General features: G+C 39.1%; 19 protein-coding genes and 3 tRNA genes. 9 read left to right on the top strand and 13 right to left on the bottom strand.

What is annotated here, in order from left to right; translation table 11 throughout:
* Positions 1-21 precede the first annotated feature (21 nt).
* On the bottom strand, positions 22-960 hold the full coding sequence (locus tag BMX21_RS02165; RefSeq protein WP_278303641.1) for a nucleoside hydrolase: 939 nt from the start codon (positions 958-960) through the stop codon (positions 22-24).
* Positions 961-1,352: 392 nt separating this feature from the next.
* Positions 1,353-2,216, bottom strand: a complete 864-nt coding sequence (locus BMX21_RS02160) for a DegV family protein (RefSeq protein WP_034464403.1) — start codon at positions 2,214-2,216, stop codon at positions 1,353-1,355.
* A 242-nt stretch (positions 2,217-2,458) separates the two neighbouring features.
* On the opposite strand from BMX21_RS02160, the gene BMX21_RS02155 reads away from it, so the two are divergent.
* The 3 genes from BMX21_RS02155 to BMX21_RS02145 all read left to right on the top strand — a co-directional run bounded on the left by BMX21_RS02155 (position 2,459) and on the right by BMX21_RS02145 (position 7,867).
* The gene (locus BMX21_RS02155) at positions 2,459-3,775 is read left to right on the top strand and encodes a Mur ligase domain-containing protein (protein WP_092040774.1); all 1,317 of its coding nucleotides are present in this window, start codon (positions 2,459-2,461) and stop codon (positions 3,773-3,775) included.
* Between the two features lie 500 nt (positions 3,776-4,275).
* Complete coding sequence (locus BMX21_RS02150; protein WP_092040771.1) at positions 4,276-6,336, top strand: endo-1,4-beta-xylanase; 2,061 nt, start codon at positions 4,276-4,278, stop codon at positions 6,334-6,336.
* 172 nt (positions 6,337-6,508) lie between these two features.
* A complete protein-coding gene (locus BMX21_RS02145; RefSeq protein WP_022755548.1) occupies positions 6,509-7,867 on the top strand; it encodes an MATE family efflux transporter in 1,359 nt (452 codons plus the stop codon).
* Between the two features lie 209 nt (positions 7,868-8,076).
* On the opposite strand, the gene BMX21_RS02140 is transcribed toward BMX21_RS02145, so the two are convergent.
* Positions 8,077-8,150, bottom strand: a tRNA-Pro gene (locus BMX21_RS02140).
* A gap of 415 nt (positions 8,151-8,565) precedes the next feature.
* A complete protein-coding gene (locus BMX21_RS02130; RefSeq protein ID WP_092040764.1) occupies positions 8,566-9,867 on the bottom strand; it encodes a class I SAM-dependent rRNA methyltransferase in 1,302 nt (433 codons plus the stop codon).
* Positions 9,868-10,062: 195 nt separating this feature from the next.
* Between BMX21_RS02130 and nudC the strand changes: the two genes are divergently transcribed.
* From nudC to BMX21_RS02110, 4 genes are all read left to right on the top strand, one after another.
* Entirely contained in the window at positions 10,063-10,881 is an 819-nt protein-coding gene (gene nudC, locus BMX21_RS02125) for an NAD(+) diphosphatase (RefSeq protein WP_092040761.1), read from the top strand.
* A gap of 150 nt (positions 10,882-11,031) precedes the next feature.
* A tRNA-Gly gene (locus tag BMX21_RS02120) sits at positions 11,032-11,104 on the top strand.
* A 43-nt stretch (positions 11,105-11,147) separates the two neighbouring features.
* Positions 11,148-11,220, top strand: a tRNA-Gly gene (locus BMX21_RS02115).
* Positions 11,221-11,816: 596 nt separating this feature from the next.
* On the top strand, positions 11,817-12,491 hold the full coding sequence (locus tag BMX21_RS02110; RefSeq protein ID WP_092040758.1) for a zinc dependent phospholipase C family protein: 675 nt from the start codon (positions 11,817-11,819) through the stop codon (positions 12,489-12,491).
* 224 nt (positions 12,492-12,715) lie between these two features.
* On the opposite strand, the gene BMX21_RS02105 is transcribed toward BMX21_RS02110, so the two are convergent.
* Positions 12,716-13,510 carry a DUF4179 domain-containing protein gene (locus BMX21_RS02105; protein WP_073390579.1) on the bottom strand — a complete coding sequence of 265 codons (795 nt, stop codon included), beginning with the start codon at positions 13,508-13,510 and terminating at the stop codon, positions 12,716-12,718.
* The gene (locus tag BMX21_RS02100; RefSeq protein ID WP_092040754.1) at positions 13,503-14,006 is read right to left on the bottom strand and encodes an RNA polymerase sigma factor; all 504 of its coding nucleotides are present in this window, start codon (positions 14,004-14,006) and stop codon (positions 13,503-13,505) included. Before BMX21_RS02100 ends, BMX21_RS02105 begins: the two co-directional genes overlap by 8 nt.
* Positions 14,007-14,481: 475 nt before the next feature.
* On the opposite strand from BMX21_RS02100, the gene BMX21_RS02095 reads away from it, so the two are divergent.
* Both BMX21_RS02095 and BMX21_RS02090 read left to right on the top strand, forming a co-directional pair.
* A complete protein-coding gene (locus tag BMX21_RS02095) occupies positions 14,482-15,111 on the top strand; it encodes a PBECR4 domain-containing protein (RefSeq protein WP_092040751.1) in 630 nt (209 codons plus the stop codon).
* A 151-nt stretch (positions 15,112-15,262) separates the two neighbouring features.
* Positions 15,263-16,888 carry a sigma-70 family RNA polymerase sigma factor gene (locus tag BMX21_RS02090; protein ID WP_177173890.1) on the top strand — a complete coding sequence of 542 codons (1,626 nt, stop codon included), beginning with the start codon at positions 15,263-15,265 and terminating at the stop codon, positions 16,886-16,888.
* A gap of 170 nt (positions 16,889-17,058) precedes the next feature.
* Here BMX21_RS02090 and BMX21_RS02085 read toward each other — a convergent pair whose 3' ends face one another.
* The 7 genes from BMX21_RS02085 to BMX21_RS02055 all read right to left on the bottom strand — a co-directional run bounded on the left by BMX21_RS02085 (position 17,059) and on the right by BMX21_RS02055 (position 25,448).
* The gene (locus tag BMX21_RS02085; protein WP_092040745.1) at positions 17,059-17,406 is read right to left on the bottom strand and encodes a hypothetical protein; all 348 of its coding nucleotides are present in this window, start codon (positions 17,404-17,406) and stop codon (positions 17,059-17,061) included.
* Between the two features lie 92 nt (positions 17,407-17,498).
* Positions 17,499-19,457: a glycoside hydrolase family 31 protein gene (locus tag BMX21_RS02080; RefSeq protein ID WP_092040742.1), complete on the bottom strand. Its 1,959-nt coding sequence runs from the start codon at positions 19,455-19,457 to the stop codon at positions 17,499-17,501.
* Positions 19,457-20,161: a carbohydrate ABC transporter permease gene (locus BMX21_RS02075; RefSeq protein ID WP_242952850.1), complete on the bottom strand. Its 705-nt coding sequence runs from the start codon at positions 20,159-20,161 to the stop codon at positions 19,457-19,459. Before BMX21_RS02075 ends, BMX21_RS02080 begins: the two co-directional genes overlap by 1 nt.
* 118 nt (positions 20,162-20,279) lie before the next feature.
* Positions 20,280-21,191 (bottom strand): carbohydrate ABC transporter permease, encoded by a 912-nt coding sequence (locus BMX21_RS02070; RefSeq protein ID WP_242952849.1) that lies wholly within the window; start codon positions 21,189-21,191, stop codon positions 20,280-20,282.
* 57 nt (positions 21,192-21,248) lie between these two features.
* On the bottom strand, positions 21,249-22,592 hold the full coding sequence (locus BMX21_RS02065; RefSeq protein WP_027205197.1) for an ABC transporter substrate-binding protein: 1,344 nt from the start codon (positions 22,590-22,592) through the stop codon (positions 21,249-21,251).
* A gap of 55 nt (positions 22,593-22,647) precedes the next feature.
* A complete protein-coding gene (locus BMX21_RS02060) occupies positions 22,648-24,429 on the bottom strand; it encodes a glycoside hydrolase family 31 protein (protein ID WP_092040736.1) in 1,782 nt (593 codons plus the stop codon).
* On the bottom strand, positions 24,426-25,448 hold the full coding sequence (locus BMX21_RS02055; RefSeq protein WP_092040733.1) for a LacI family DNA-binding transcriptional regulator: 1,023 nt from the start codon (positions 25,446-25,448) through the stop codon (positions 24,426-24,428). Before BMX21_RS02055 ends, BMX21_RS02060 begins: the two co-directional genes overlap by 4 nt.
* Positions 25,449-25,507 lie beyond the last annotated feature (59 nt).

Below are 25,507 nucleotides of genomic sequence, written 5' to 3'. Positions count from 1 at the left end.
AAAGTGGAACACTTTCAAACTTTAATATAAAGAAAGTATCCTGTTAAAAAACATATCCCAGAAAGCATCAACGTCCACATCTGTATAGACAAGTGCATTGCTTGTCTTGCGATAAAAGCCCATAGAATCCACTACAGTCTGTCCAAGGCTTATGCCACCGGTCTCTACATCTGTATAAGCTTCAATACCTTTTAAAATTCCGGGATCTATAAACTGCGCAACAGCCAAAGGATCATTTATCACACATCCCCTAATGTGCTCCCATTCCCAGTGGAATTTAAAATAAAACCAGGTAATCTTCTCTATAAAGTCTCCGACTTTAGGATTTGCCTTTTTCATATCTTCAAGGATATTTGGTGTCAGCACTATCTTCCTTGTAACATCAAGACCGACCATTTCGATCATGCGTCCATTTTCATAGAGAGTGTTATACACAACCTTAGCACTGTCAGGGTCTTCCCAATAGTTGTACTCCGCAACAGGAGAGCAATTGCCATGGCTTCTAAAATTGCCTCCCATAGACACAAGTCTTTCTATAGCAAGAAAAGCATCAAGATCTTCATCGATCAGCTGTGCCAGATTGGTCAGAGGACCAAGTGCCACAACAGATACATTCCCTTTTCTCAAGGTCTCTTTAAGAAAATCTACTGCGCTCTTAGAAGGAATAGACTGTCCTTCAACTTCCGGCAGGAAACTCTCGCCAAGTCCGTCACTTCCGTGAGTATCAAGAGCATTGACATAGTCTCTGACTCTAGGCTTGTCGGCGCCTACATACACAGGCACATCCAGCCTTCCAAGGAAGTTCAATACTTTCTTGGCATTCTCAAATCCCATCTTTGAAGGAGCGTTACCGGCAACTATCGTAATACCGACAACTTCTACCTCAGGGCTTTGCAAAGCCAGCATTATAGCAAGTGAATCATCAATTCCGGGATCGCAGTCAATAATAATCTTCTTCAAAATAAACCTCTCATCGCGCTTGGATAACGCATAAAACTATTTTGGAAAAAAAGCGTGCGCCGCTAGGCGCACTAAAAAAGTGGCCCTGCATATATGCAGAACCACTTATAGGACATATATTATCGCATCTTTGTTCTAATATAAGAGTAAGTCATAACTCTTATTAAAACATGCTATAAAAACGGCTTTATTTCCAACTTATCCTAACGTAGTCCTGGTTTTGTTTATCGACAGGAAGGTACAAATGAACTGTCGTTGTTGCGGATTGTATTCTACAACAATTCGTTAATTAATACAAGAGTTTTTTATACTATGTTTTTATAAGTTCTAACTCAGACTTCCCACTTGGACGGCTTTTTAAGGTTTTGCTGTCCTTTGGCAACTCCGTCATCTTATCTCTCTGTGCCCCAGAAGAAAAGTCCCAGCATTCCCGGGCCTACATGAGCGCCTGAGAATGGTTCGTGTGATGCTATAGTAACTTTTGCAGCAGGATTTATTTCCTTAACAAGTCTTTCGAGAGTCTTGGCATCTTCAAGGCAGTCACCATGAGAGATACATACAGTCTGATCGGGAGTATCCATTCTCTTTTCCTGATATTTTTTGGCAATTGCAGATATAGAACTGTTGCGGCCTCGAACTTTGGAACAGGATATGATATGTCCTGTCTTGTCTCCAAAGAGGATAGGCTTGATATTAAGAACAGTTCCGATACTTGCTGTTACACCGCTGACACGTCCGGTATTTTTGAGGAAGTTAAGATCATCCACAGTAAAATACTGACAGGCATGAGGCACAGCCTCGTCAACTATCCTGGCAGCTTCCCTTACATCCACGCCCTGACGGCTCAAATCCGCCGCTTTCATGGCTAGAATTCCACTACCAAAACCGCATCCCTGGGAGTCAACAATATGAACGAATCTCTCCGGATACTCCTCCATAAGTTCATCAGCGGCATTTATAGCAGCGTTATAAGTTCCGCTTATTCCGGAGCTCATGCTGATATATATGATATCGTGGCCCTCTTTGACAAGAGGTGTGAAGTGATCAAGGAAAGTTGCTGTATTAAGAAGGCTGGTCTGAATCTTATCGCCTTTTTTTAATCCCTCATAGTATGCATGTGCATCAAAAGATTCCAGATCTCCTGTATATGTTTTGGATTCTCCGTTAACAAGATAGTCACAGGGCAGGACATTTATGCCCTCAAGTAATTCCTTAGGAAGATTGGCACTGCCATCGACAAATGTTAAAAAAGCCAAGGTTATACACTCCTTTATTAATCTTTTTCTTTTTATCATAAAAGACTCTATTCTTTAATTCAAGCTTGCTTCAAATTTTTTGCCTTATAAAGGTCTGATGCAACTAACGTTTTCCAGGTGATAGACTTACCGGCGTTATGATACGTATCAGGTCAGATGGTGGACAAACTTTCCAGATATGATATGATTTTTGAAGCGATATTTTCATATACGCAATAATATTTCGAAAGAAGGATATCTTTATGAATATATATATAGCCGGAATCTCCGGAACAGGTATGGGACCTCTTGCACTTATGGCCCGCAGAGCCGGTATTAATGTCTATGGCTCAGATAGAAGCTATGGTGCTATTGCACCCGAACTTGAAAAAGCAAACATAGAATACTATGTCGGTGAGCAGGATGGAACATATTTTAAACAAAAGATGAATGAAGTGGGAATCGACTGGTTCATCTATACTTCTGCACTTCCCAAAGATCACCCGGAACTTGTTGCTGCTATAGAAAGCGGCATAAAAGTATCCAAAAGAGATGAACTTATCGCAAAACTCGTCAATGACCTTGGTCTTAAAATGGTAGCCGTTGCCGGAACACATGGCAAAACTACTACTACATCAATGCTTATATGGGCTGTTAACAAGCTTGTAGATGACAATAACCACCCTATCCTTCCATCTTCATACCTTGTGGGAACAACACTGGGATTTGCTCCCTCAGGTTCTTATAAGGAAGGGGATAAATTCTTTATATATGAAGCTGATGAATATGACAGGAATTTCCTTAACTTTGATCCATGGCTGTCTCTTATAACATTCGTTTCATATGATCATCCTGACATCTACAAGACAAGAGAAGACTACGAAGATGCTTTTTTAAGATTTGAAGATCAGTCATCTGAAGTCATCTTTGGAACGCCGGATGCTGCAAGACATGCTATTGATCATTTTGAGAAAGCAAGCAAAGCATTAAATATCATCAAAGGCATTAATAAAAATATAACTATATCCGGAAGTGCGAGACGTGAGGATGCTACAACAGCTTTTGAAGCAATAAAGAGAATGCTTAAAACTACTGGCAAAAATGTTCCTGATGAGAAGATTGCTGATGTACTAAATAGCTTCCCGGGCGTTGGAAGACGTTTCGAACGTATTACAGATGGTATATATACAGACTATGCTCATCATCCTGAAGAAGTTAAGTCAACAGTTCAGATAGCCATAGAGGAAGCTGCTAAAACCGGCAAAAAAGGCGTTGTAGTAGTATATCAGCCTCACCAGAATACCCGTCAGCATGAAGTTCGCCATCTGTACAAGGACGCTTTTGACGGGGCAGATAAAGTTTACTGGCTCCCGACATATCTCACAAGAGAGGATGAATCCTTAAGGATAATAACCCCAGGCGAATTCATAGATGATCTTAACGTCAAAGATAAAGCACAAATAGCCGAGCTTGATGATGACCTGTCAGCAAATATCAAAACTCATCTAAGTGAAGGTTATCTTATAATACTTATGACCGCAGGTCCTGCAGATCTGTGGCTAAGAAAAGAGTTCTCTTAAGCTACGATGCCCCCTGGTGACGGAGGTAAGAGACCATTTTAGGACACAAAAATGGTTTCTTACCTCCGTCACCGGAGGTCATTTTGCTCTTGCAACCATACATAAATCGATTTGTTTTTACAAACTTTTACATCGTTCTTAATATTGTCGCTTTTTCACAAACAGCCATGTATATTTTTAGTATACTTCCACAATAGCGCAAAATCCCTTATTTCACACCGTTTTACCCCATATTCTCAAATGCTTTTGTGCAACATATTCAAAATAATATTACACGTTTTGTTGTAAATGTTCAAATTGTCAATATCTATATTACATTAATCGCAATATATAGAAACAAGAGCGCAATTTTTAGGAAGTTCGAAGCATTGATTGTTGCTAGAATGAGGGTGCTCGAGCACAGTAACATTCTAAATTCAGGCCTTATTACAGATGCATCTGTTATATACGCCTGACACTTCTTTTTACAACTCCAAATCAAACAGGAGGGGGATTACAAAATGCAAAAAGCAGCTAATAAGTTATACAGCATCGTTGCAAAGATCATGCTCATGCTGATTCTGGTATGTGCGACAGCTTCTGTATCCACGATAAGTGCATATGCAGCACAGGATTCTCTTTTAAGCACTTACGGAGCCACTTACGGTTATTCCGGAACATGTATCAATCTCTACCAGCTCAAGGATGCGAATACACTTGCTACATTAAAAAAAGATTATAACAGTATCACTCTTGAAAACGAGATGAAGCCGGATGCTCTTCTTGGCGGATCACCTACTCTTATCTCAGTATCACAGGCCAAAAGCCAGGGTTACTACATCCCTGACAACTACAAAGAAAGCTATGTTCCAAGGATCAACTTCAATACAGTAGATGAAGTTATGAAGATCTGCTACAACAATGGTCTTAAGATGAGAGCTCATACTCTTGTATGGCACTCCCAGACTCCTTCATGGTTCTTCAGAAATGGTTTCAATGCAGGATCTGGTTTTGTTAACTCATCCACAATGGATGCCCGTCTTGAGATGTATGTTAAGACAGTAATGAATCACGTATATACAAACCAGTACGGAAGCGTTGTATATGCATGGGACGTTGCCAACGAGATCCTTCACGCTTCTAACTCAGGATGGGAAGCAGTCTATGGCAGCAACAAGACCAACGCTTCTTATGTCAAGAAAGCTTTCAATTATGCTTATGACACACTTTCATACTTCAAACTTACAGATTCAGTTAAGCTTTTTTATAATGATTACAATACGTACATGGAAGTCAACGACGTAATCAAACTTGTTAACTATATCAATGATGGCAGAAAAGTCTGCGCAGGTGTCGGAATGCAGTCTCACCTGGGAACTAATTTCCCATCAGTTGATTACTATACAGCTGCACTTAAGTCTTTTGTTAATGCAGGTTTTGAAGTTCAGATAACAGAGCTTGATATCACCAACAAAGGTGATACAGATCTTGCAAACTACGCATACAACCTTTTCAAGAACATCAACAGCATCAAGAAAAGCGGTGGTAATATCTCCGGTGTTACATGGTGGGGACTTTCCGACAAGACAACATGGATAAGCAATGCAGCTCCTCTTCTTTTCTACACACCAGGTAATGCTAAGCCTGCATACTCCAAGGTTATCCAGGCATATAAAGAAGTAATAGGACAGGGATCTTCAACGCCATCCCCTACTCCAACTCCAACACCTACACCTTCAAACAACAACCAGACAGCTACTATTGAAGACGGATGGTACTATATCAAAAACACACTTTCCCAGAAATATCTTACAGTAGATGCTGATAACGCAGATGGCTGGAAGAACGTTGTCATCAAGACAGGTTCAGGAGTTGATGGTCAGAAATGGTATGTTACTAATACTTCAGACGGATATATCACCCTTACAAACAAGCTTGGCAATGTAATGCTGGACGTAGCTAATGGCGAGAACGATGACGGAACCAATGTAGGTATCTACAGTGCATACGGCGGAACAGCTCAGCAGTTTATAGTCAAGAACACTGATGTAAGCGGCGTATATACAATCGGAACCAAGTGTTCTGATGCTGCAAAATATCTTGATGTATACGAAAAGAAAACAGATGATGGCACAAATGTATGCCAGTGGACATACAACGGCGGATCCAATCAGCAGTGGCAGTTTGAGAAGGTAAATAACGGCAGCTCTCAGACACCAGCCGAAACACCTTCAGAAACTCCTGCAGAAACTCCTTCCGAAACTCCTGCAGTTCCGGAGCAGGAACAGCCTGCATCTACAGGCCTTAGCGTTGAATATTCCATCAACAACTGGGGCAGCGGATATCAGGTTAACTTCAAGGTATCTAACACAGGAAGCACAGTTAATACATGGACAGTAGCTGTAAAAAAGAGCGATGTTAATATCACAGCAAGCTGGAATGTCAACATCGAAGAACAAGGTGACTACTATGTGATCACTCCTGTAGAATGGAATTCCACTATTCCGGAAGGAAGTAGCATAGAATTCGGCATTCAGGGTAGCGGATCTATCGGAACAACAATAGAAACTTCAGTACACTAAAATAAAAGTAAAGGACGGAGTCAGCGGTTCATTTCTTGCATTGCAAGAAATCCGCTAACTCCGTCCTTTTATTATTTCCACTAAGAATGTTTTTTGTTTTATATCGATTCTTTATATGCCATCTGAACAAAATCATGTTATACTGTCTAGGTTATTAAGGAGAGTAAAAAACATGTCAGAACAAAGAAAAGAAAACAAGATGGGCGTAATGCCTGTCAAACAGCTCATTATCTCAATGTCCCTGCCCATGATGGTATCTATGCTGGTGCAGGCTCTTTACAATGTTGTAGACAGCATCTTCGTTGCTAAGATCAGTGAGAATGCTCTTACAGCTGTAACACTTGCATTCCCTATGCAGAACCTGATGATAGCACTTGCATCAGGAACAGGTGTTGGTATCAATTCATTATTATCAAGATCACTTGGTGAAAAAAAATATGACAGATCTGATGCTGCCGCTAATACCGGAATACTACTTACTATCATGAACTTCGTTGTATTCCTTATTATAGGTATTTTCGGTTCCAGAGCTTTTATCGCTTCACAGACAAGCGACACTGCCATCATCGAAGACGGCGCAGCATACCTTGGAATAGTTGCTACCCTGTCACTTGGACTCTTCTGTCAGGTTACATTTGAAAGGCTCCTTCAATCAACAGGAAGAACAGTATATAGTATGATCTCTCAGCTGACCGGCGCTGTTATCAACATCATCTTCGACCCTATCATGATCTTCGGTCTTCTTGGATGTCCCAAGCTCGGAGTTGCAGGTGCAGCATATGCAACAGTACTGGGTCAAAGCATAGCAGCTGTTGTAGGACTTATACTTAATATCAAATACAACCATGATATCAAGATCAGACTTTCTAATATATTTAAACCCAAAGCTGAAATCATAGGACAGATTTATATGGTAGGAGTTCCTTCCATCCTCATGATGTCAATAGGATCAATCATGACTTATCTTATGAATCAGATCCTGATCGCATTTTCAACAACCGCAGCTGCTGTATTTGGCGTATATTTCAAACTTCAGAGTTTCTTCTTCATGCCTATCTTTGGTATGAACAATGGTGTCATACCTGTTCTTGCTTATAACTATGGAGCCAGGAACAAAAAGAGAATTGATGATTCTTTAAAATTTGCATTTGCTCTTGCTATTACTATCATGCTTGTCGGAACCATAGTATTTGAGCTCATCCCGGGGGCACTACTAAAAATGTTTGATGCATCAGATGATATGCTTGCAATAGGAATACCGGCACTTAGGATCATAGCCGTACACTTCCCGGTTGCTGCTGCCTCAATTGTTATGGGCTCCATATTCCAAGCCTTTGCCAAGAGCATTTATTCACTGTTCGTATCCATAGGCAGACAGCTGGCGGTACTTATACCTGTTGCATATCTGCTATCACTTACAGGCAATCTTAATGCAGTATGGCTCGCCTTCCCTATATCTGAAGTAGTCTCATTTATCCTATCTTTGGTATTTTTCAAAATTGTATATAGCTCAACTGTAAAGAAAATGTAAGAAACACAAAAGACTGTAATATATACCTACAATGTACATATTACAGTCTTTATCAATATGTCAGCGATTTAAAGCTTAAATCAACCTGTGAATAAATCATCCCCCAAGTATCCAATAATCTTATGTCAAGGCTTCTATTATATTGCCAAAATTATGCGGTAAGTGTTTTATGGGAAATGATAAAAAAGAGAAATTTGAGCATGAAAAAATCGGGGTGACAGGATTCGAACCTGCGGCCTCTACGTCCCGAACGTAGCGCTCTACCAAACTGAGCCACACCCCGATAGATAAAATATAGATTTATATACAACGCTCTGATATACGAGCGATACCACGCTATATATAAACGAAAGGATACTGCACTGAAAGGGTGGAACAATATAAATCGTGCTGCAGCGCATCTGTAAATCATCCGAAGTACATGAAGCCCGCTTTGAAATCCTTTCGGTATTGCTGAGACATCAATAAATCAAATAAAAATCATATGCAATTCAAAAAACATCCATCTCAACAGCATTTAGAATCATACAACAAGTATGTATGCAGTGTCAAGCACTTTTTTGACTAAAAGTGGATATAAAATCTTTTGAAAGTTATTATGATTATCCAATTTAATACATATGCTCATTCCGGGTATGTCATCTGATTTATACACAAAATCAGATGACATACCCGGAATCGTTTTTAGAAGATACTTCTCACATGTCATCCACAACCTGGAAGATCACGAACTTAAGATAATATGATGTATCATTAGCCCACAGTATCGGATGGTCAGGTCCCTGCTGGCGGAACTCTATCTGGCGAAGGCGCTTGTGTGCATCTCTAGCTGCTTCCTTGATAGTCTTAAGGAACAGGTCTTCGTCCATGAAGTGAGAACAGGAACATGTTGCAAGATATCCACCATTTCTTACAAGGCGCATACCTCTTATATTGATCTCTCTGTATCCTGTTACAGCCTTTTTGATAGAAGCACGTGACTTGGTAAATGCAGGAGGATCAAGGATTACTACGTCATAGAGCTCTCCGCTTCTTTCAAGAGAAGGCAGAAGGTCAAATATATCTGCGCACTTGTATCCTGCAACGCCGCTTTCGTCTTTTAAAGGGACGCTGTCACCTTCATACTTTCTTGCATCAAATCCGTTAAGACGCGCATTCTCCATAGCCTGATCTATGGCAAGGTCTGAGGCATCTACTGATAATATAGACTTAGCTCCTCCTGCCATAGCATTAAGGCCAAATGAACCTGTATGAGTGAAGCAGTCAAGAACCCTTGCATTCTTACAAAGAGGTCTTATAGACATACGATTGAGCTTCTGGTCAAGGAAAAATCCTGTCTTCTGGCCGTCTTTAACATCAACTATGTATTTGATATCATTCTCTACTATCTCAACATTTGTATCAAACTCAGCTCCGATAAAACCCTTGGTACGCTCAAGTCCCTCAAGTTCTCTAACCTTGGCATCACTTCTTTCATATACTCCGCGGATCTTGATGCCGTCTTTTTCAAGAACTTCTTTGCACAGATCTATTATCATCTCTTTCATCTTGTCAGTACCAAGTGCAAGAGACTCTATAACAAGACAATCGTTAAACTTATCAATTGTGATCCCGGGAAGGAAATCTGCCTCGCCAAATATAAGACGGCAGGAATCAGAAGTTACACCTTCGTATCTGAAGAGCTTGCCATCAAATCCGTATATGGCCTTTCTATAATCCCATGCATTCTGAACCCTGGTTCTTATAAGAGCTTCATCAACCTTGTTGTCCTTCTTTCTTGACATCACGCGGACTCTTATCTTGGATATATCATTGATAAAACCATATCCAAGGAAGAAATCATCAAAATCGTGAACTTCAACAATATCACCATTTTCATAACTTCCTGTAACCTTGGCTATCTCATTATCAAAAACCCAAAGGCCTCCTGCTTTAATAGTGCGGCCCTCGCCTTTTTTCAAAATAATCTTTGCATTTGATATGGAAATTGTATTACTCATGTTAAACCTTTCTGTGCTATATTAAACAAAAGAATTGGACTATAATACTATACTCAAACTTCTTTTTTACACAACTATTCTACTAACTTTTTATCGGATAGTCCATTTTCAAACTTATCAAAACGAATTGGCGCCGCGAGCTCCACCAATTTGAACTATCAGCCACTTTCTATGCTCGCGACATGAGGTTAATATATGATACAGGATATAGCACCATCAATTTTTCATAATGAATATGTAGTTAGAGAGCCTTCGTCGGATGATTACGTCTTTATTTTCAAAAACAGGCAGATCCTTGTAAGAGATGATGGAGATAGTATTACATGCCCCAAAGTATCCGATATCGGGAATGACAAGCTTCAGTTTCTCTTCACTATCAACAATAAATACAACTACCTGTATCTTGGTGATGAAGATATCTCTCCGAAAGGCTTCTACTATACAGATTTAAAAAGTCTCAGGCGTACTGATAATAAGCTCTTTGCCTTCGCCGGCATGACAGCTTATCACCTTCATACCTGGTATACCAATAACCGCTTCTGCGGAAGATGCGGCTCTAAGACTATTATATATAACAAAGAAAGAGCTCTAAAATGCCCTGATTGTGGTAACATCATATATCCCCGCATATCTCCTGCTGTCATCATAGCTGTAACAGATGGTGACAAGATAGTTGTCACAAGATATGCAGGACGTGAATATAAAGGCCTTGCTCTTATAGCAGGTTTCTGCGAGATCGGCGAAACCGCAGAGGAAACTGTAGCTCGTGAAGTCATGGAAGAAGTCGGACTTAAAGTCAAGAATATCCGCTATTACAAAAGCCAGCCCTGGGGCTTTGAATCAGATCTTCTGCTTGGCTACTACTGCCAGCTTGATGGCGACGGTACTATTACGATGGATGCTTCCGAACTTAAGACCGCCGAGTGGGTACATAGGGATGACCTTGAAGAAGACAAAGAGCACGTAAGTCTTACTGCTGAAATGATGATGGCTTTTAAGCATAAACTCTTTTGACATTTCAGCAAGCTACAGGCTTCCATAAGGGGGCTGATAAAAAATTTAAAAAATCTGGATTTTTTAAATTTTAGTGTTGACACTCAATTCCAATTGCGGTAATATACTTTTTGTCGCTGCGAAACACGCAGCCGACAAAACTTAATAAATGCGATAGTGGCGTAGTTGGTAACGCGCGACCTTGCCAAGGTCGAGACCGCGGGTTCGAGCCCCGTCTATCGCTCTTCAAATAAAAGCTTATCTTTTGTTTGTTCAACTTAATAAACGCGATAGTGGCGTAGTTGGTAACGCGCGACCTTGCCAAGGTCGAGACCGCGGGTTCGAGCCCCGTCTATCGCTCGTGTAAAGAGATGATCACATGATCATCTCTTTTTTTATCGAATCGTATGCTCACACTATTTTTTGTATTTTTGACAAAACAGGTCTAAAACTATCTGTTTTTTTGACAATATATTTGACATTGTCAAAAATTACGATATTGTAATTCAAGTTCTAAACGGATATTATAATATTAGTGATCAGGTCGCAGAAACTCGCGATGCCTGCGATCGGAAGAAGGACCCACGGGCCCTTCTTTTCTGTTTTTATAACACTTTTTAAGGACGACACATGAAACCAATAAAGCCTTTCCTTACTTACACTCAGCAGATACAGCACCTGTCTACTAATAAAGGGCTAATTATACTACTACAATACCAAGCATAGCAAAACTTGTGCTTTGGTGATGGATGCGATATTAAACAAAACAATTGCCCTATAGGAACAATGATTCCAGGTGATATAGACACAGCGGATGGTCAGTTAGACGATATAGAGAGCAGGATAGACGAGCTGAATAATGAGATAGATATGATTGAAAATAGGATTGATGATGTAGCGAACATGGATGAAGAGTTATAGGAATCATCGGATTAATATGGAGGAAGATTTAACCTATGGCCTACACTATGACGCATATTTTGATAGCGGAAAAGGTATTAGGATTTTTTGATTGTCCAATAGACTATGATACATATATAGTTGGTTCTATCGCACCTGATGCCGTGCATGCAAACCCTAATTATTCACCAGAGTTGAAAGAAAAAAGTCATCTTTTTGCTGACGGATTAAAATGGGGTGAGGTAGCAAGCGAAAAGGAATATGACGAATGGCTTGATAGCATAAAAGAATTTTATTTTAACAATTATTTTAAGTATGATAGAGATTTTTTTCTAGGATACATAGTTCATGTTCTTACAGATATATGTTCCAATAGCGAGATATATGCTCCTTTTTATAAATCCTTAGCGCAAGATGAAATAGCAGAGAAGAAAAAGCAGTTTTCATATGAAAGCTATTGTGTGAATTACTATTTGTTCCGGGAATATTCCAAAGACAAACGTTTAGTGGATACTCTTAAAAAAGGTCGTTCTTACTCAATTCCCAATATTTATGATGATTCTATATTCGAAAACAGAATTAATCAATTATTTGATTTTGAATTTAAGAAATGGGATATAGATACAATTGAGAAGAATAGCATCTGTACGATTGAGAATACTATAGCTCTAATTGAAAAAGCTCCAACAGTGATAAAAAAGATATTTATTGATGACTTCTATCGTAGATAATAAATTATATCATGGAATACTTGCAATTCTTGCTCGTCACTATTCAATTGTGTGTATAAGTGTGTGATAAGCCTATGCAGACGGCTGGAAACCCGCATGTTCCCAAACCTGTCTATACCTTGTGACTGTAAGAGAGGAAGTGTCCTTGTCATTCTCTTTTTCTTCCAGTACTCTTTCAAAGAGAGCCACCCATTACAGGCAGCTCTCCTATAGAAGTTATGTTTTTATTTTCCTTCAGTTATAAGCTCTTCAGCCATATCGAATAGCTCATCAACAGTAAGAGTTGTATCGAAAGTCATGAGACAGTAGTGAACGCCATTAACATCAAATATAAGGTTTGTAATCATCTGTGTTTCTTCCTGATCTGAACCATAGCTAATAAAGAAATGATCATCGTTTTCCATCCTGTCAAGGAGTTCCTGTGATACCTGTCCTTCCATGTTAGGCGGAAGGAAAAGATATTCATCCAGGCTGTATTTTACAGCAACATCTCCAACCATTCTTGTTTCCATTGAGGTGTCTTCATCATTCCTTATGGTGCTGACAGGCTCAATGTCCAGGTAGATATCCGGTAGTCCATCCTTTGAATATGTGATGTCTAGGCCGGAAGCATCAGCCATTTTGGCTCCATCTTCACTGTAATCTGACATATCGAATATTTCAGCGCTTCTGAAGGTGAAGCCATTATCAAAACGCTCAACTGTAAGCACATCCATATTTATATCATTCTCGAGTTTTGAGATGTCCACATATGTTGTGGTTTCACTACCAATCCTGTTATGGCTTACTATGCTCGAAACTATTCCACTTGCTGCCAGCGCAGTACCTCCGACAAGCAATACACATGCTGCAGCAACGATAGCTGCTGACTTTAGTCTGAAACTTGCCTTCATAATCATTCCTCCACTTTGTCTTGAATATTGTTCGCTTATATTGCGAAACATCTTTTCTTTTGTATGTCCTGAGAAATGGAGTTCATTCATGGAGCTGTTGTAGATTTCTTTAATCTGATCATTCATATGCTTCACCTTCCTTTGGAGAAAAACGAGAATCCTTTGATAACGCTTCTTTAAGTCTTCTTCTGCCTCTTGAGAGATAGTTTGCTACGACATTTTCTCTTTTTCCAAGAATCTGAGCGATCTCTTTGATGGTATACCCTTCATAGTAAAAGAGATGGATGCTTATCCTGTAATTTGCCGGGAGCTTCTTAAGCTCTTCTGTGAGTACAGATACCGGTTCCTCCGGTATAGCCCTTTCCGGCACCGCATCAAGTCCGATAATCTTTCCGAAGAAAGTGCTCTTTCTCACGTCCTTGCAGGCATTGATTGTAGTCCTGATTATCCAGGCTTTCTCATGCTCACGGCTATCAAATCTTTGGTGGGAGGACAGGTATTTCAGTATTACATTCTGACAGATGTCCTCTGCATCTACCGTCCTACGTAGGTAGCTGTAGCTGATCCTAAGTATCATGTCAGCATATGTTTCCAATATCCGCCTTGCTTCTTTTTCCTCCATGACAAAACTCTCTTTCTGTATTTTTTAGAAGGCCTTCTAACTATAATACGATTTACATCTAAAAAACCTATCACTCATCAAAAAATTTTTCAAAAAATACTATCTTGTGCACATCGTATAGCTTTTGCATTAAAATTATAGAAAATTTACTGTAATTATCTTGACAATTGGAAACAGTGCGTTTGCAACGCAAAATGCTCACATTTCAATGGATGAGAATTTAAGTGTATTTATTGATTTATCATAGACAAACCGAAAAAAAAATGATATATATAAATCAAAGAAAACGAGGTACATGAGACCCCGTTCAGGTGATGAAAGTTATAGCCCCGCTGGAAAAGGGTGATAACAGGAGCCTTACTGAAGGGTTTGACATTCAGGCCACAATCCAGCTAGATAGTTTACTATCGAAAGAAAATGTCATTAAATCGGAGCCCATGCTTATGTATGGGCTCTGATTTTTTTTGGGAGGAAAATGGATAAGTTAGCATTGAGCGCATTAAAGTACTCAGAATTGTTAGGCTATGAGTACATAGTTGTTTTAGGTCGTAAGGGAAAGACAAGGAAAATAAGGATTATCTTTTCAGAAGATAATTGGTTTCATATTTGTGGATTGCATAAGTTGGAAGATATAGCTTTTCCAGTAAGGCATAAAGATATTTTTAATTCAGTACTGAAATCTATAGACAACAATAATCCCCAAGAGACAATCTATACATATGATCATATTTCAAAATCGCTATTTTTTGAAGGTAATCATGTAGATGCCAGATTAGATGGATGTATAAGCTTAAAGGACCATATTGAACATTTTGAAAATCAACGTTGGTATGATTTTGATAGATGGAAATTAGTAAAAGAGTTTTATACAACTATCGATGCAAATTTATTGGTTGAAAGCTCTTTGGAAAAGCCTATTCGCTTGTTTATTTTCTTTAAAAACAAAGATATGGCTGAAGTATATGTGAATGTTACAGCATTTCCTGAAGATAAAAGGGACTTTACTAAATATCAGACGCAATGGACATTATTATGTGCTCAGAAAAAATACATCTCTTCCGGAGAAGTAGTGGAATTATTCAGAGCAAAGAGCTTCTCTGAATAAAGATTTAAATTCTGTTGTGGTTATGATTTTCACTAATATTCTTTGCACTTAATTGAAATTTTTTTATTTTTTTCACCAACCTTTTTTATTTTTCTTACACTATATATCCGTACAGCGCTGGTACGGATAAATGATATGTTGGGGAATGAGTATGATCAAGGAAAACGCAGACAAACTTATAATAGAATACTCTCCAAAAATCTACGGATTTGCAGTAAAGAAAGCATTTTCCCTTGAGGAATCGGAAGAACTTGCGGCAGAGATGGTAAAAGAAGTGTATTTATCATTACTTGAGGCTAATGAAGTATTCAACGTGGAAGGCTATGTTTGGCGCATTTGCGAGCATACATATGCGAAATATGTAAATAGCACCAAAAAGCACCAAGGCATTTCTTTGGACGGAATGGAGATTCCTTATTACGACAACTACAATCTCGGAGAAAAAGATGAAGATCTCAAGAAACTCCGCCAGGAGATTGGCTTTCTTTCTGAAAAAAGACGACAGATCATTTATTCATTTTATTACGAAGGAAAATCTATTCAGAAAATAGCAACTGAAGAGGATCTTTCGGAAGGAACAATAAAATGGCACTTGAATAAGGCTAGAAACGATTTGAAGGAGAATTTTTCTATGGAACGAAAAGTAGGAAGTTTGGGAATCTCACCAATCGAGGCTATCTGTTTTGATCATAATGGACAACCGGGTAGTAAAGGTGGCCCAGAGGTTTATTTGGACGACAAGATAAACCTTAATATTGTATACAGCGTTTATGACAGCCCCAAAACCAAGGAAGGAATTGCAGAAGAGATGGGCATGACACCTGTATATTTGGAAGATAGAATTGCATTCCTTGCAAAGAATGGCTTCCTGGTAGAAACAAGCGGGAAAAGATATACCACATATGTGAAATTCACTCCAAGGGAGCGCAGTCTGAAGCAGGAAGAAGAGATACTAAAGAGCAAGATAAAAGTTGCAAATAGCATACTGAAAAGCTATGTTCCAAAAGTAAAGGAAGCAATTAAAAAGCTTTCAGATGTTTATATTCCAGGTGGCAACCCAGAGCTTTTTGAAGCTACAGCCATATTTTATGCCATCGTTAATAAATTCGACTTGCCTATTGTAAAAAACGTGTCTCCATACCTTATTAAAACGCTTGATGGCGGTGAATACTATGTTACTGTAAATCTTAAGTCGGAGATTATTGATCCTGACTTTAAACCAATCCTAGAAGAAAGTACCAGAGATTACTCGGGCTGCGGTTCAATGACGCGGAATTCCTGGAAATATCCAATGGTCAAAGCTTGGTCATACGACAGCAGATTTTCTACTCGTAAAGGAATGTGGCAAAACAACCTCAATACGGATTACGATGCCATATATGAAGTAATCTGCGGTGACATCGAGGACAACAAGGCAAATGAAGAAAAGTTCAAGCGTCTTCGTGAGAGAGGTTTTATAACAGATGATGGCAGACTAAATGTGCTGGTTGTCAAGAAAACCATGGAAGAGTTTGATGCCTTAATCCCATTTCCCGAGAAGGAACAACTTGATGAATTTGCAAAGATTGCTATAGAGCAGGCTGTTATGCTTGCCAAGAATTATCCGCCACAGATGCAGGACTTCATAGTATTTGAATTTGTAAAATGGTATGTTGATAATACTATTGCTATGATTGTATTAGATAAATTGTATGATTCCGGCGAGTACAAACCTCTCACTCAAACAGAGAAGGCAACAGCAAATCTGCTTGTATTTTCGGATAGACTTCCTCAGTAAATACAGAACACCAAAGTCAACGTACCCGGCTTGATTTAGATGTTCCCGTGGATATCAAGGATAAATACCTTGCTATGAAAAAAGAAAGAAAAGCGTCTCAGGACAAGTGATGAATAAAGGAAGATGTGCATCTGAACATCTTCCTTTTCAATTTTTCAAAAAACTACGCTCTATTTTGCCTTTTTATTGTAATAGAGAAATGCAGCATCGATTATCGCCAGCACCGTAAAGAAAACAAATCCGGCAGTTGATGTTCCTTTGGCATACTCAGCTGAAGTATACCATTGAGGATCACTGCCTTTTGCGTTTGCAGAATTCGGATTCTGATATACAGTCACAGTATCTCCGATATCATACTTATCTCCCGGAATTTTATATTCCCCATTATCATTGATACCTTTCATATAATAGGAATTTCCGGTTTTTCCACCATTTCCGGTTTCATACTTGTCAATAATAACCACTTCCTGCGAAATGATCTTTGTATTTCCAAAGGCTTCCTTACTATAAGTGATCATGCCAAATATACAAAAATTAAAAGCACAGAAAGAACTATTTTTCTGATATTGCCTATCTTAGTTTTTTCCATTTCCATTCTCCAAAGAGTATTTTACCTTGAAATACCGTCATCCGCAAACAGCTCATAATCACCTTTTTCACATTCGAAGCATTCGTATTTTAAGTCAGTATAGTCTATCTTTTCTGTTCGCTCTGCAGGAACAGCAAGAGGCAGTGCATGGCCTTTTCTGATAAATACCAAAATCTCGTTAAGATCTGCCTTGATGTAGTGATGGCCTTTGCCTATTATCTCGACATCATAATCCTCATAGCTTCTGAATCTGCACAGCTTCATTTCTTCCGGCAGATATACATATCTTCCAGATGTGTTCTGCTTATAAACTGGCGCTATCATGATGCTCTCCCCAACAAAAAGCTGATCCTCAACTTCATAAGCCATCTCATCATCCGGATATTCGAAGCACAGAGGTGTAAACAGCATTCCATCGTTGTTTACAGCCTTCATAAACTCTGAGTACAGATATGGTATGAGCGAATATCTGAGTCTTACGATATTCTTAAACCCTTCTGTTTCAGAAAACTGATAGAATTCCTGCCTTCTTGTGCCCTCTGCGGAATGGTTTCTGAAAAGAGGTGTGAATATACCAAATTCGATCCATCTCATAAGCAGATCTTCTGTGACATCTGCGCCAAAACCGCCTACATCTGCACCGCTGTATAAGAATCCGCACATATTAAGAGCAGGCATCTGCTGAATATTTAGTAGAAGGTGGCTCCACCAGGACTTGTTATCGCCGCACCATACTCCGCCGTAGCGGTGCATTCCGATGTATGATGATCTTGAGAACATCAATATCCTCTTATCGGGTGAAAGTCTTTCAAAAGCCTCTCCTGCCGCTCTTGTCATGTTGTAACCGAAAATGTTGTGGACTTTATCATGTCTGTATTTTTTACCCTTATATTCATGATAAAACCTTCTGTAGTCCTCTTCATTATTTTCAAGACCACCGACAATATCCTGCATCTTAAAGAACGATCTGATATCCAGATTTTTCCCCTCGTAATCCTTTAACTGCTCAAACACTTCATTCAAATGATCCTCTGTATAAAAAATTGCAGGCTCATTCATGTCATTCCAGAAACCGTCTATTCCAGCGTCCAGAAGTACCTTGTATTTATCGCCAAACCAGCGCCTTGCATCATCTTTTAAGAAATCCGGGAAGTGTACTTTGCCCGGCCATACTGCCGCAACCAGGTTTTCACCATTTTCTTTTTTGCAGAAATAGTCATTTTTAACGCCTTCCTCGTAGACGTCATAGCCCTCTTCAATCTTTACACCGGCATCGATAATCGGTACGAGGTGGATGCCTTTGTCGGACATCTCTTTTACAAAGTCTTTAAAATCAGGGAATCTTTCATCACTAACTGTGAAATCCTTATAGCTTTCCATGTAATCGATGTCAAGATAGATGCTATCTATAGGAATATTCAGCTTATCATAGTTTTCTACAACATCTCTAACTTCCTGTTCATTCATATAGCTCCATCTGCTCTGGCCAAATCCAAATGCCCATCTTGGTGGAACATAGCTTTTGCCGATGATTCCTCTAAACTGCTTTACTATATCTTTGATACTATCCCCATCGATAACATAAATATCTGCGTCAAAATCCTCAAAAAATATGGAAAAAGTGTCTTTGTCAGAATAACCTATATCAAAAGATACCTGTCCAGGTGTATCCACATACATTCCAAAGCCCATTTTTTTTCCCCAATAGACAAAGAAATTCTGCGCTGCATACAAGGATCTCTTATCCTCTGTGTGATTGGGATCATCAGAACAGTTGCTTGTGTATATAAATCCTCTTTTATTTATTCCCCTTACTGTCTCTCCAAGTCCGTATATCCTGTCCTTTTTTGACATCCTAAGAGTCAGTTCTCTCTTATCATTTACTGTTTCAAAGTAAGGTATTTCACTATTTTCAATATCTATATTGGTTACTACAGAATCTGTCTCGATCGGATTTCCTATCCGGTATTTTTTTATCATTATCCTTTTACTCCTCCTACGGTGATTCCCTGCTTCATTTGGGTCTGAGCAATAATATATATGATTATTATAGGTATCATTGAAATGAGGCTTCCTGCCATCAGAACATTGTATTCTGTGTCATACTGCCCGTTAAGTGTATTTAATGCAAGAGTCAGCGTCATCTTATTCTTATCTGATAGCATAACCAGTGGCCATAAATAGTCGTTCCATGCTTCCATAAAAGTTGTTATTGCTAATGTGGCTACAGTTGGAACCATCATTGGCATTATCACATCCTTATATATCTTGAACATACCGGCTCCGTCTATCCTTGCTGCTTCAAGATAATCATCCGGAAGTGCCCTCATATTCTGTACGAGCAAAAATACCGCGAATGCCTTAAAAATAGCAGGTGAAATAACACTTGTGTATGTATTGATCAAAGAAAACTTATTCATTATGATAAACATCGGAATAAGGGTAATCTGAACCGGTATCATCATAGATGTCAGATACATAGCAAAAACCACATTTACACCTTTAAATCTTATTTTGGAGATAGCAAAAGCAGCCATGGAAGCAGACAGAACTGTGATTACTACATAAGCGATAGTTATAAATGCGCTGTTGGCTATTGCCCTTGCAAAGGGAAAGAGCGTAAATACCTTTTTATAAGAATTAAATGTCGGCTTTTTCGGAATCCACTGTATAGGCAACGCCATCAATGCACCCTTTGATTTTAGAGATGTTGAAATCATCCAATACAAAGGGATGGTTACTATAATCACAAGTAGCGCTGATCCTATGTAGAATAAAATGTTATATATTAGTTTTTGAGTCTTATGATTCATAATGCACCCACACTTTCTGTACCTTCAACTGGATGAGAGTCAAAATGAGTATTATCAGAAATAACAACCATGAATAGGCAGCCGCATATCCCATCTTGAAATAGCTGAACGCATATGTATAGATTCTTTCAACCATTACCTGTGTAGCACCGTTAGGACCACCTTCCGTCATGATTAGAACCTGTGGGAATAGCTGAAATGCATTTATAAGGGACATTATCAGACAATAAAATAAAGTAGGCGATAAAAGGGGCATAGTGACACTGATAAGCGTCCTGAATTTACCGGCACCGTCCACCTTTGCCGCTTCGTAATATGTAGGATCGATTCCTCTTAATCCGCCAAAAATATACAGGCCGTAATATCCCATATCCTTCCACACTGATGCCAAAACGATTCCGGGCATAGCCCAATACTTGTTCGTAAGCCAATCCGGTCCATTCATTCCAAAAATACTGATGATAGAATTTATTACTCCATACTGAGAACTTAGCACCCATTTCCAAATAAGGCTTGCAGCAACCCAGGATGTTAAAACCGGTATGTAAAATAGCACCCTCATGACTCCCGTAAATTTTTTCTCTGTATTGAGGATGAGCGCTATGACCATTGAAAATAAAAAACCAAGCGGAATATACAAAACAATGTAATATACTACATGCAAAAGGGTACTCCAAAACTCTTTGTGGGTTAATAAATGTACATAATTATTTAATCCGACAAAATGCTCTGGTATCGTATGTACTGTAAATTTCTCAAGTCCGCTCCAATCTGTCATGCTAAGCGCTGTAGCCATTATTATCGGAAGCAAACTGAATATTATCATTCCTATAACGCTTGGAAACATAAATGGTATCGCCTGAATTATCTTTTTTCTTTCTTTTGACATTGTTGCCATCATTCATTCTCCGTGCAAAATTTGAGCCTGCAGCCTAATACGGATGCAGGCTCATTACTATTACTGTAAGTTTATCTGCTCTTCACAAAGCTTCTGAGCTTCATTAAGTGCTTCTTCCGGGGTGCTTTCTCCACTTGCCGCCTTGCTTACTGCATCTGAAATGATGTCTGACATCTGGCTGTAATCAGTAATAATCGGAGGAAGTACAAGTGAATCAAGGGATTCAAACACTGCTTCCCTGTTTTCAGGAGGAGTTATCTCAAGATAACTTGAAAGTGCATCCATATCACTCAGTGCCGGAAGATCCCAACCTGCATCGAGCCTGATCTTGGCTGCCTCGTCACTTGAAGCGAGGAATGATAACCACTTCTTAGCAGCTTCTTTTGCTTCATCACTTGCATCATTATTTACAACCAGAGCATTTGCAAAGAAATGTGTAGCCTTACTTGTCTGACCAGGTTCAACACAGATATCCCATGAGAAATCGCATGCATCAGTGAACGTATTAAAGCACCATGTACCAGTAGGAATCATTCCGAGTCTTCCACTTTCAAAAAGATCCCAGTCACCCATTCCACCCATCTGTTCCTCTGTGGGCTGAACATTTGTCTTCTGTACCCTGTCTACCATACTCTGAAGTGCTTTGATATTCTCTTCTGAATTTATAGTAAATGTCTTTCCATCAGTACTTACAAGGCTTCCGCCATACTGAGCTGCTACCTTATAGAATTCGTTGTATGTAACCGGCTGATAAATACCATAGATATTATCTCCAAGACCTCTTATTGCTTCTGCTGCTTTATCGACGTCTTCTCTTGTCCATGATGAAGTAGGATAATCTATTCCTGCCTGATCAAACAGATCCTTATTATATACAAGTACTACCGTCGAGAAATTTTCAGGAAGTGCATACTGCTTTCCGTCGTATGTGAAAGCTGAAAGTGCAGTCTGATTAAGACCTGTAGTGTCTGCATCTGAAAGTTCTGCAAGGATACCCTTTGATGCATAAGCAGCAAAGTTTTCAATATTCATCTCGAAACAATCAGGAGCTGTACCTCCTGCTATCCTTGTCTGCAATGTGGTAAAGTAGTCATCCATCGCAATTGTTTCAATCTCTACATTAATATCAGGATTTTGCTCATGAAATGCCTGATACATTGAATCAAGCGTTGCCTCGTTACCACCTGATGCGTTAAAATTAGCATAAGTGATTGTGATCGCTTTTCCGGGTTCTGCCTCTTCGGTAGTACTCTCTGAGCTGGTTTCTTCTACTGACGAGCTCTCGGTCACAGTTTCATTAGGCGCTTCTGTCTGTGCTGTTTCCGGACTCGCACTCCCACAGCCTGACAGAAGAGTTGCCATCATTGATAGTTGCATTAAAACAGATATGGCTTTTCGTTTCATTATGAACCTCCCTTAAAAAATACATTTTTGCTTTTTATATTTTCAGGAAATATAACTATTCCCTGTCAATATCAAAATCTGCTCCCTGCCTGATAAATACCGGATATTCCTCATTGTCCGAACTTACTATTCCTCCGCCTTCATACAAGTTTTTGCTAAACATTCCTATCCATTTTCCTTTAGGAAGATAAAGAGTTCTGCTCTTTATATTTTCTTCAAATAAAGGAGCAACCAGCAAGTCATCCCCAAAATAGTATTCATCCTCATAGTCATATGCTTTTTCATCTGTCGGATTTTCCATAAAAAGCATTCTCATCATTGGGATTCCCTTATCCGCAGCTTTCTGAGCTTCCCCGTAAATATAGGGAATAAGTTTCATCCTTAATTTGTGCCATTTTCTTATCTCATCTAACAGCTCAGGTTTTCCATAGAAACGTGCAATATTCCATGGACTTCTCTCATTATTTCCTTCTGCCCCTTTAAGAATTTCCTTAAATTGTCCACCATCCGGTTCTGAATGCCACTGCATTACAGGGCAAAAGCATGCAAACTGTGTTGACTTAAGATAAAGATCTGCTGATGGCAAAGGTCCTGCAAATCCTCCTATATCGAATCCCCAAAAGATGATACCGGAACATGCGGCAGATATTGCAGCTCTATATACATTCTTTAGTTCCTTGTATGTTGACTGATGATCTCCTGCCCACAGTATTGGAGTCCTCTGCGCTCCGGTATATCCGGCTCTTGAAAAAAGAACGTTCTCCTTTCCCAGATAATCGTAGTAAGTCCTTGTATATTCCTGACAATATGCATTCTTTAACTCTTTTCCTGTCTTATTGTTGCTGCTTACTACTGAATCATCATAAATAAATTCACCTCCATCCGTTTTAAATCCCGAAATACCCATGTCCAAAAGATATTGTCTTTTGGAAAACCATGCTTCTTTTGTCTCAGGATTTGAAAAGTCAGGCACAAGGGAACCGGCAAACCAGTTTCCCTCCGGAATCCTATATGGTGAGCCATCCTTTTTATATAGACAAAGCTTGTTATCTATCGCATATTTTTCATCTATTTCATTCTGAAGATTGTGGATGCCTTCTTCCATTTTTTTATAGACAGGTATCTGCCATAAAACGGTATGAATTCCCTTCTGCGTCAAATCCTTGACCATCTGTTTAGGATCATCCCACTGCTCACTTGCTGAAAAATCAAAATCTTCGTACTTAAACGCTTCTTTTCCAATCTTTTCTTTGTATTTGGCGCCATTCCAAATATAGAACGTTGCCTCATCACTCCATGCCTCAAGTACAAGTACTGTCGCAGGAAAATCGTAGTTCTCCAAATTTGCAACAACTTCTTCTACGTCCTTCTGACTGTTCCACCTGTTCGCAGAAATCCACGGACCAAACGCATATCTGGGCGGAGAATTAATAATTCCAAGATAATTGTTAAACTCCTTTATGATGTCCAATGGCTTCCCTTGAAATAAAAATAATGAGGCATTCACTGGAAAATTAACCCTGATTTCTTTTTCAAATTCAAAAGAAGTCACACAATCGGTTTCTACAAATAGTCCCCATCCCGAATCAGTAAAAAAGAATGGGATACTGCAATAGGTCTTATCTCCCTGATTACAGAATTTTTCTTCTACGCGGTTTATACAGGTATGTCCCTTCTGGTCTATATAGTCGAATTTCTCTCCCATACCATATATATGCTTATAGTTATTTTGAATAACCGCCTGACACATCTCGCCTTCTTTTGTATAAGTAATTGAAATGTCTCCTCTGTCAATTTTTATAATTTCGCCAGTCTTATCAGTTTCCAGTCTTATCATGAAAGATCCCTTACGCTTTCTCTCTCAACAACTTCAAATTTCATCGTTACATCCTGCTTGGGATAATTCTTATCTTCAAGTGCTTTTTCGAGAATATCCACAGCACATTTTCCTTTTCCATATATATCCTGCTTTATCGTAGTTAGTCCCGGAGTTATGTACTTTGATATCTCCAGATCATCAAAGCCGATTATCGAATAATCAAAAGGCACTCGCTTGCCCATCTGATGAAATCCTTTTATAGCACCAATTGCAAGTACATCAGCAGTAGTTACAATACCTGTGATATCTGTTTTTTCCTTTACTATTTTCTCTGCCGCTTCTATACCGCTGTTAAAATCAACTTCTACTTCAAAAATGCAATCATTGTCATAAGGTATCCCGTATTCTGCCAAAGCCTTCTTATAGCCTTCATGACGTTTCTTAATTACTCCGTCTTCCTTCATCTCGCCGGATAGAAATCCTATCTTCGTGTGATGTTTTTCAAGCATATACTTTGTTGCCATATATGCACCAAGCTCATCATCTATCCGGATATTGTGGAAATGTTCATCCTTACAATAGCTGTCTATAAGTACTGTCGGAATCCCGATCTTCTTGAACTGTTCAAAAAAGTCATCCGGGTAAACTCCAATAGCTATTACAGCATCAAGATTTCTCTCGTAAATCAGTTTAATGTAAGATTCATCTACGTCTGTTCCGGAAATAAGGATATGATATCCAATCTTTCTTGCATGATATTCAATCGCGCTTATGATCTCACTATAAAAGCTATTCTGAAACATAAGCTGAGATCCTGGTTCAGTTTGCGGAATAACCACTCCAATCATTTTAGATGTCTTATTCGTCAGTGCAGCCGCTCCAAGATTAGGAACATACTGAAGCTCTTCCATGGCTTTCTTTACTTTTAATCTAGTCTCTTCAGTGATTGGCTTGTCCGCATTATTCAATATGTATGATACTGTTGCTTTTGACACTCCTGCCCTTTCAGCAACGTCTTTTAATGTAGCTCGTTTCATCTTGTATCCTCGCTCGTTTAACCGGTTAAACTAATCATATATCTTAACTTATAAAAAAT

The sequence above is a fragment of the Butyrivibrio sp. TB genome (assembly GCF_900110805.1).
GTDB classification, from domain to species: domain Bacteria; phylum Bacillota; class Clostridia; order Lachnospirales; family Lachnospiraceae; genus Butyrivibrio; species Butyrivibrio fibrisolvens_C.
Note: the sequence above shows the minus strand (reverse complement) of the source record. Positions and strands in the feature narration are given on the sequence as shown.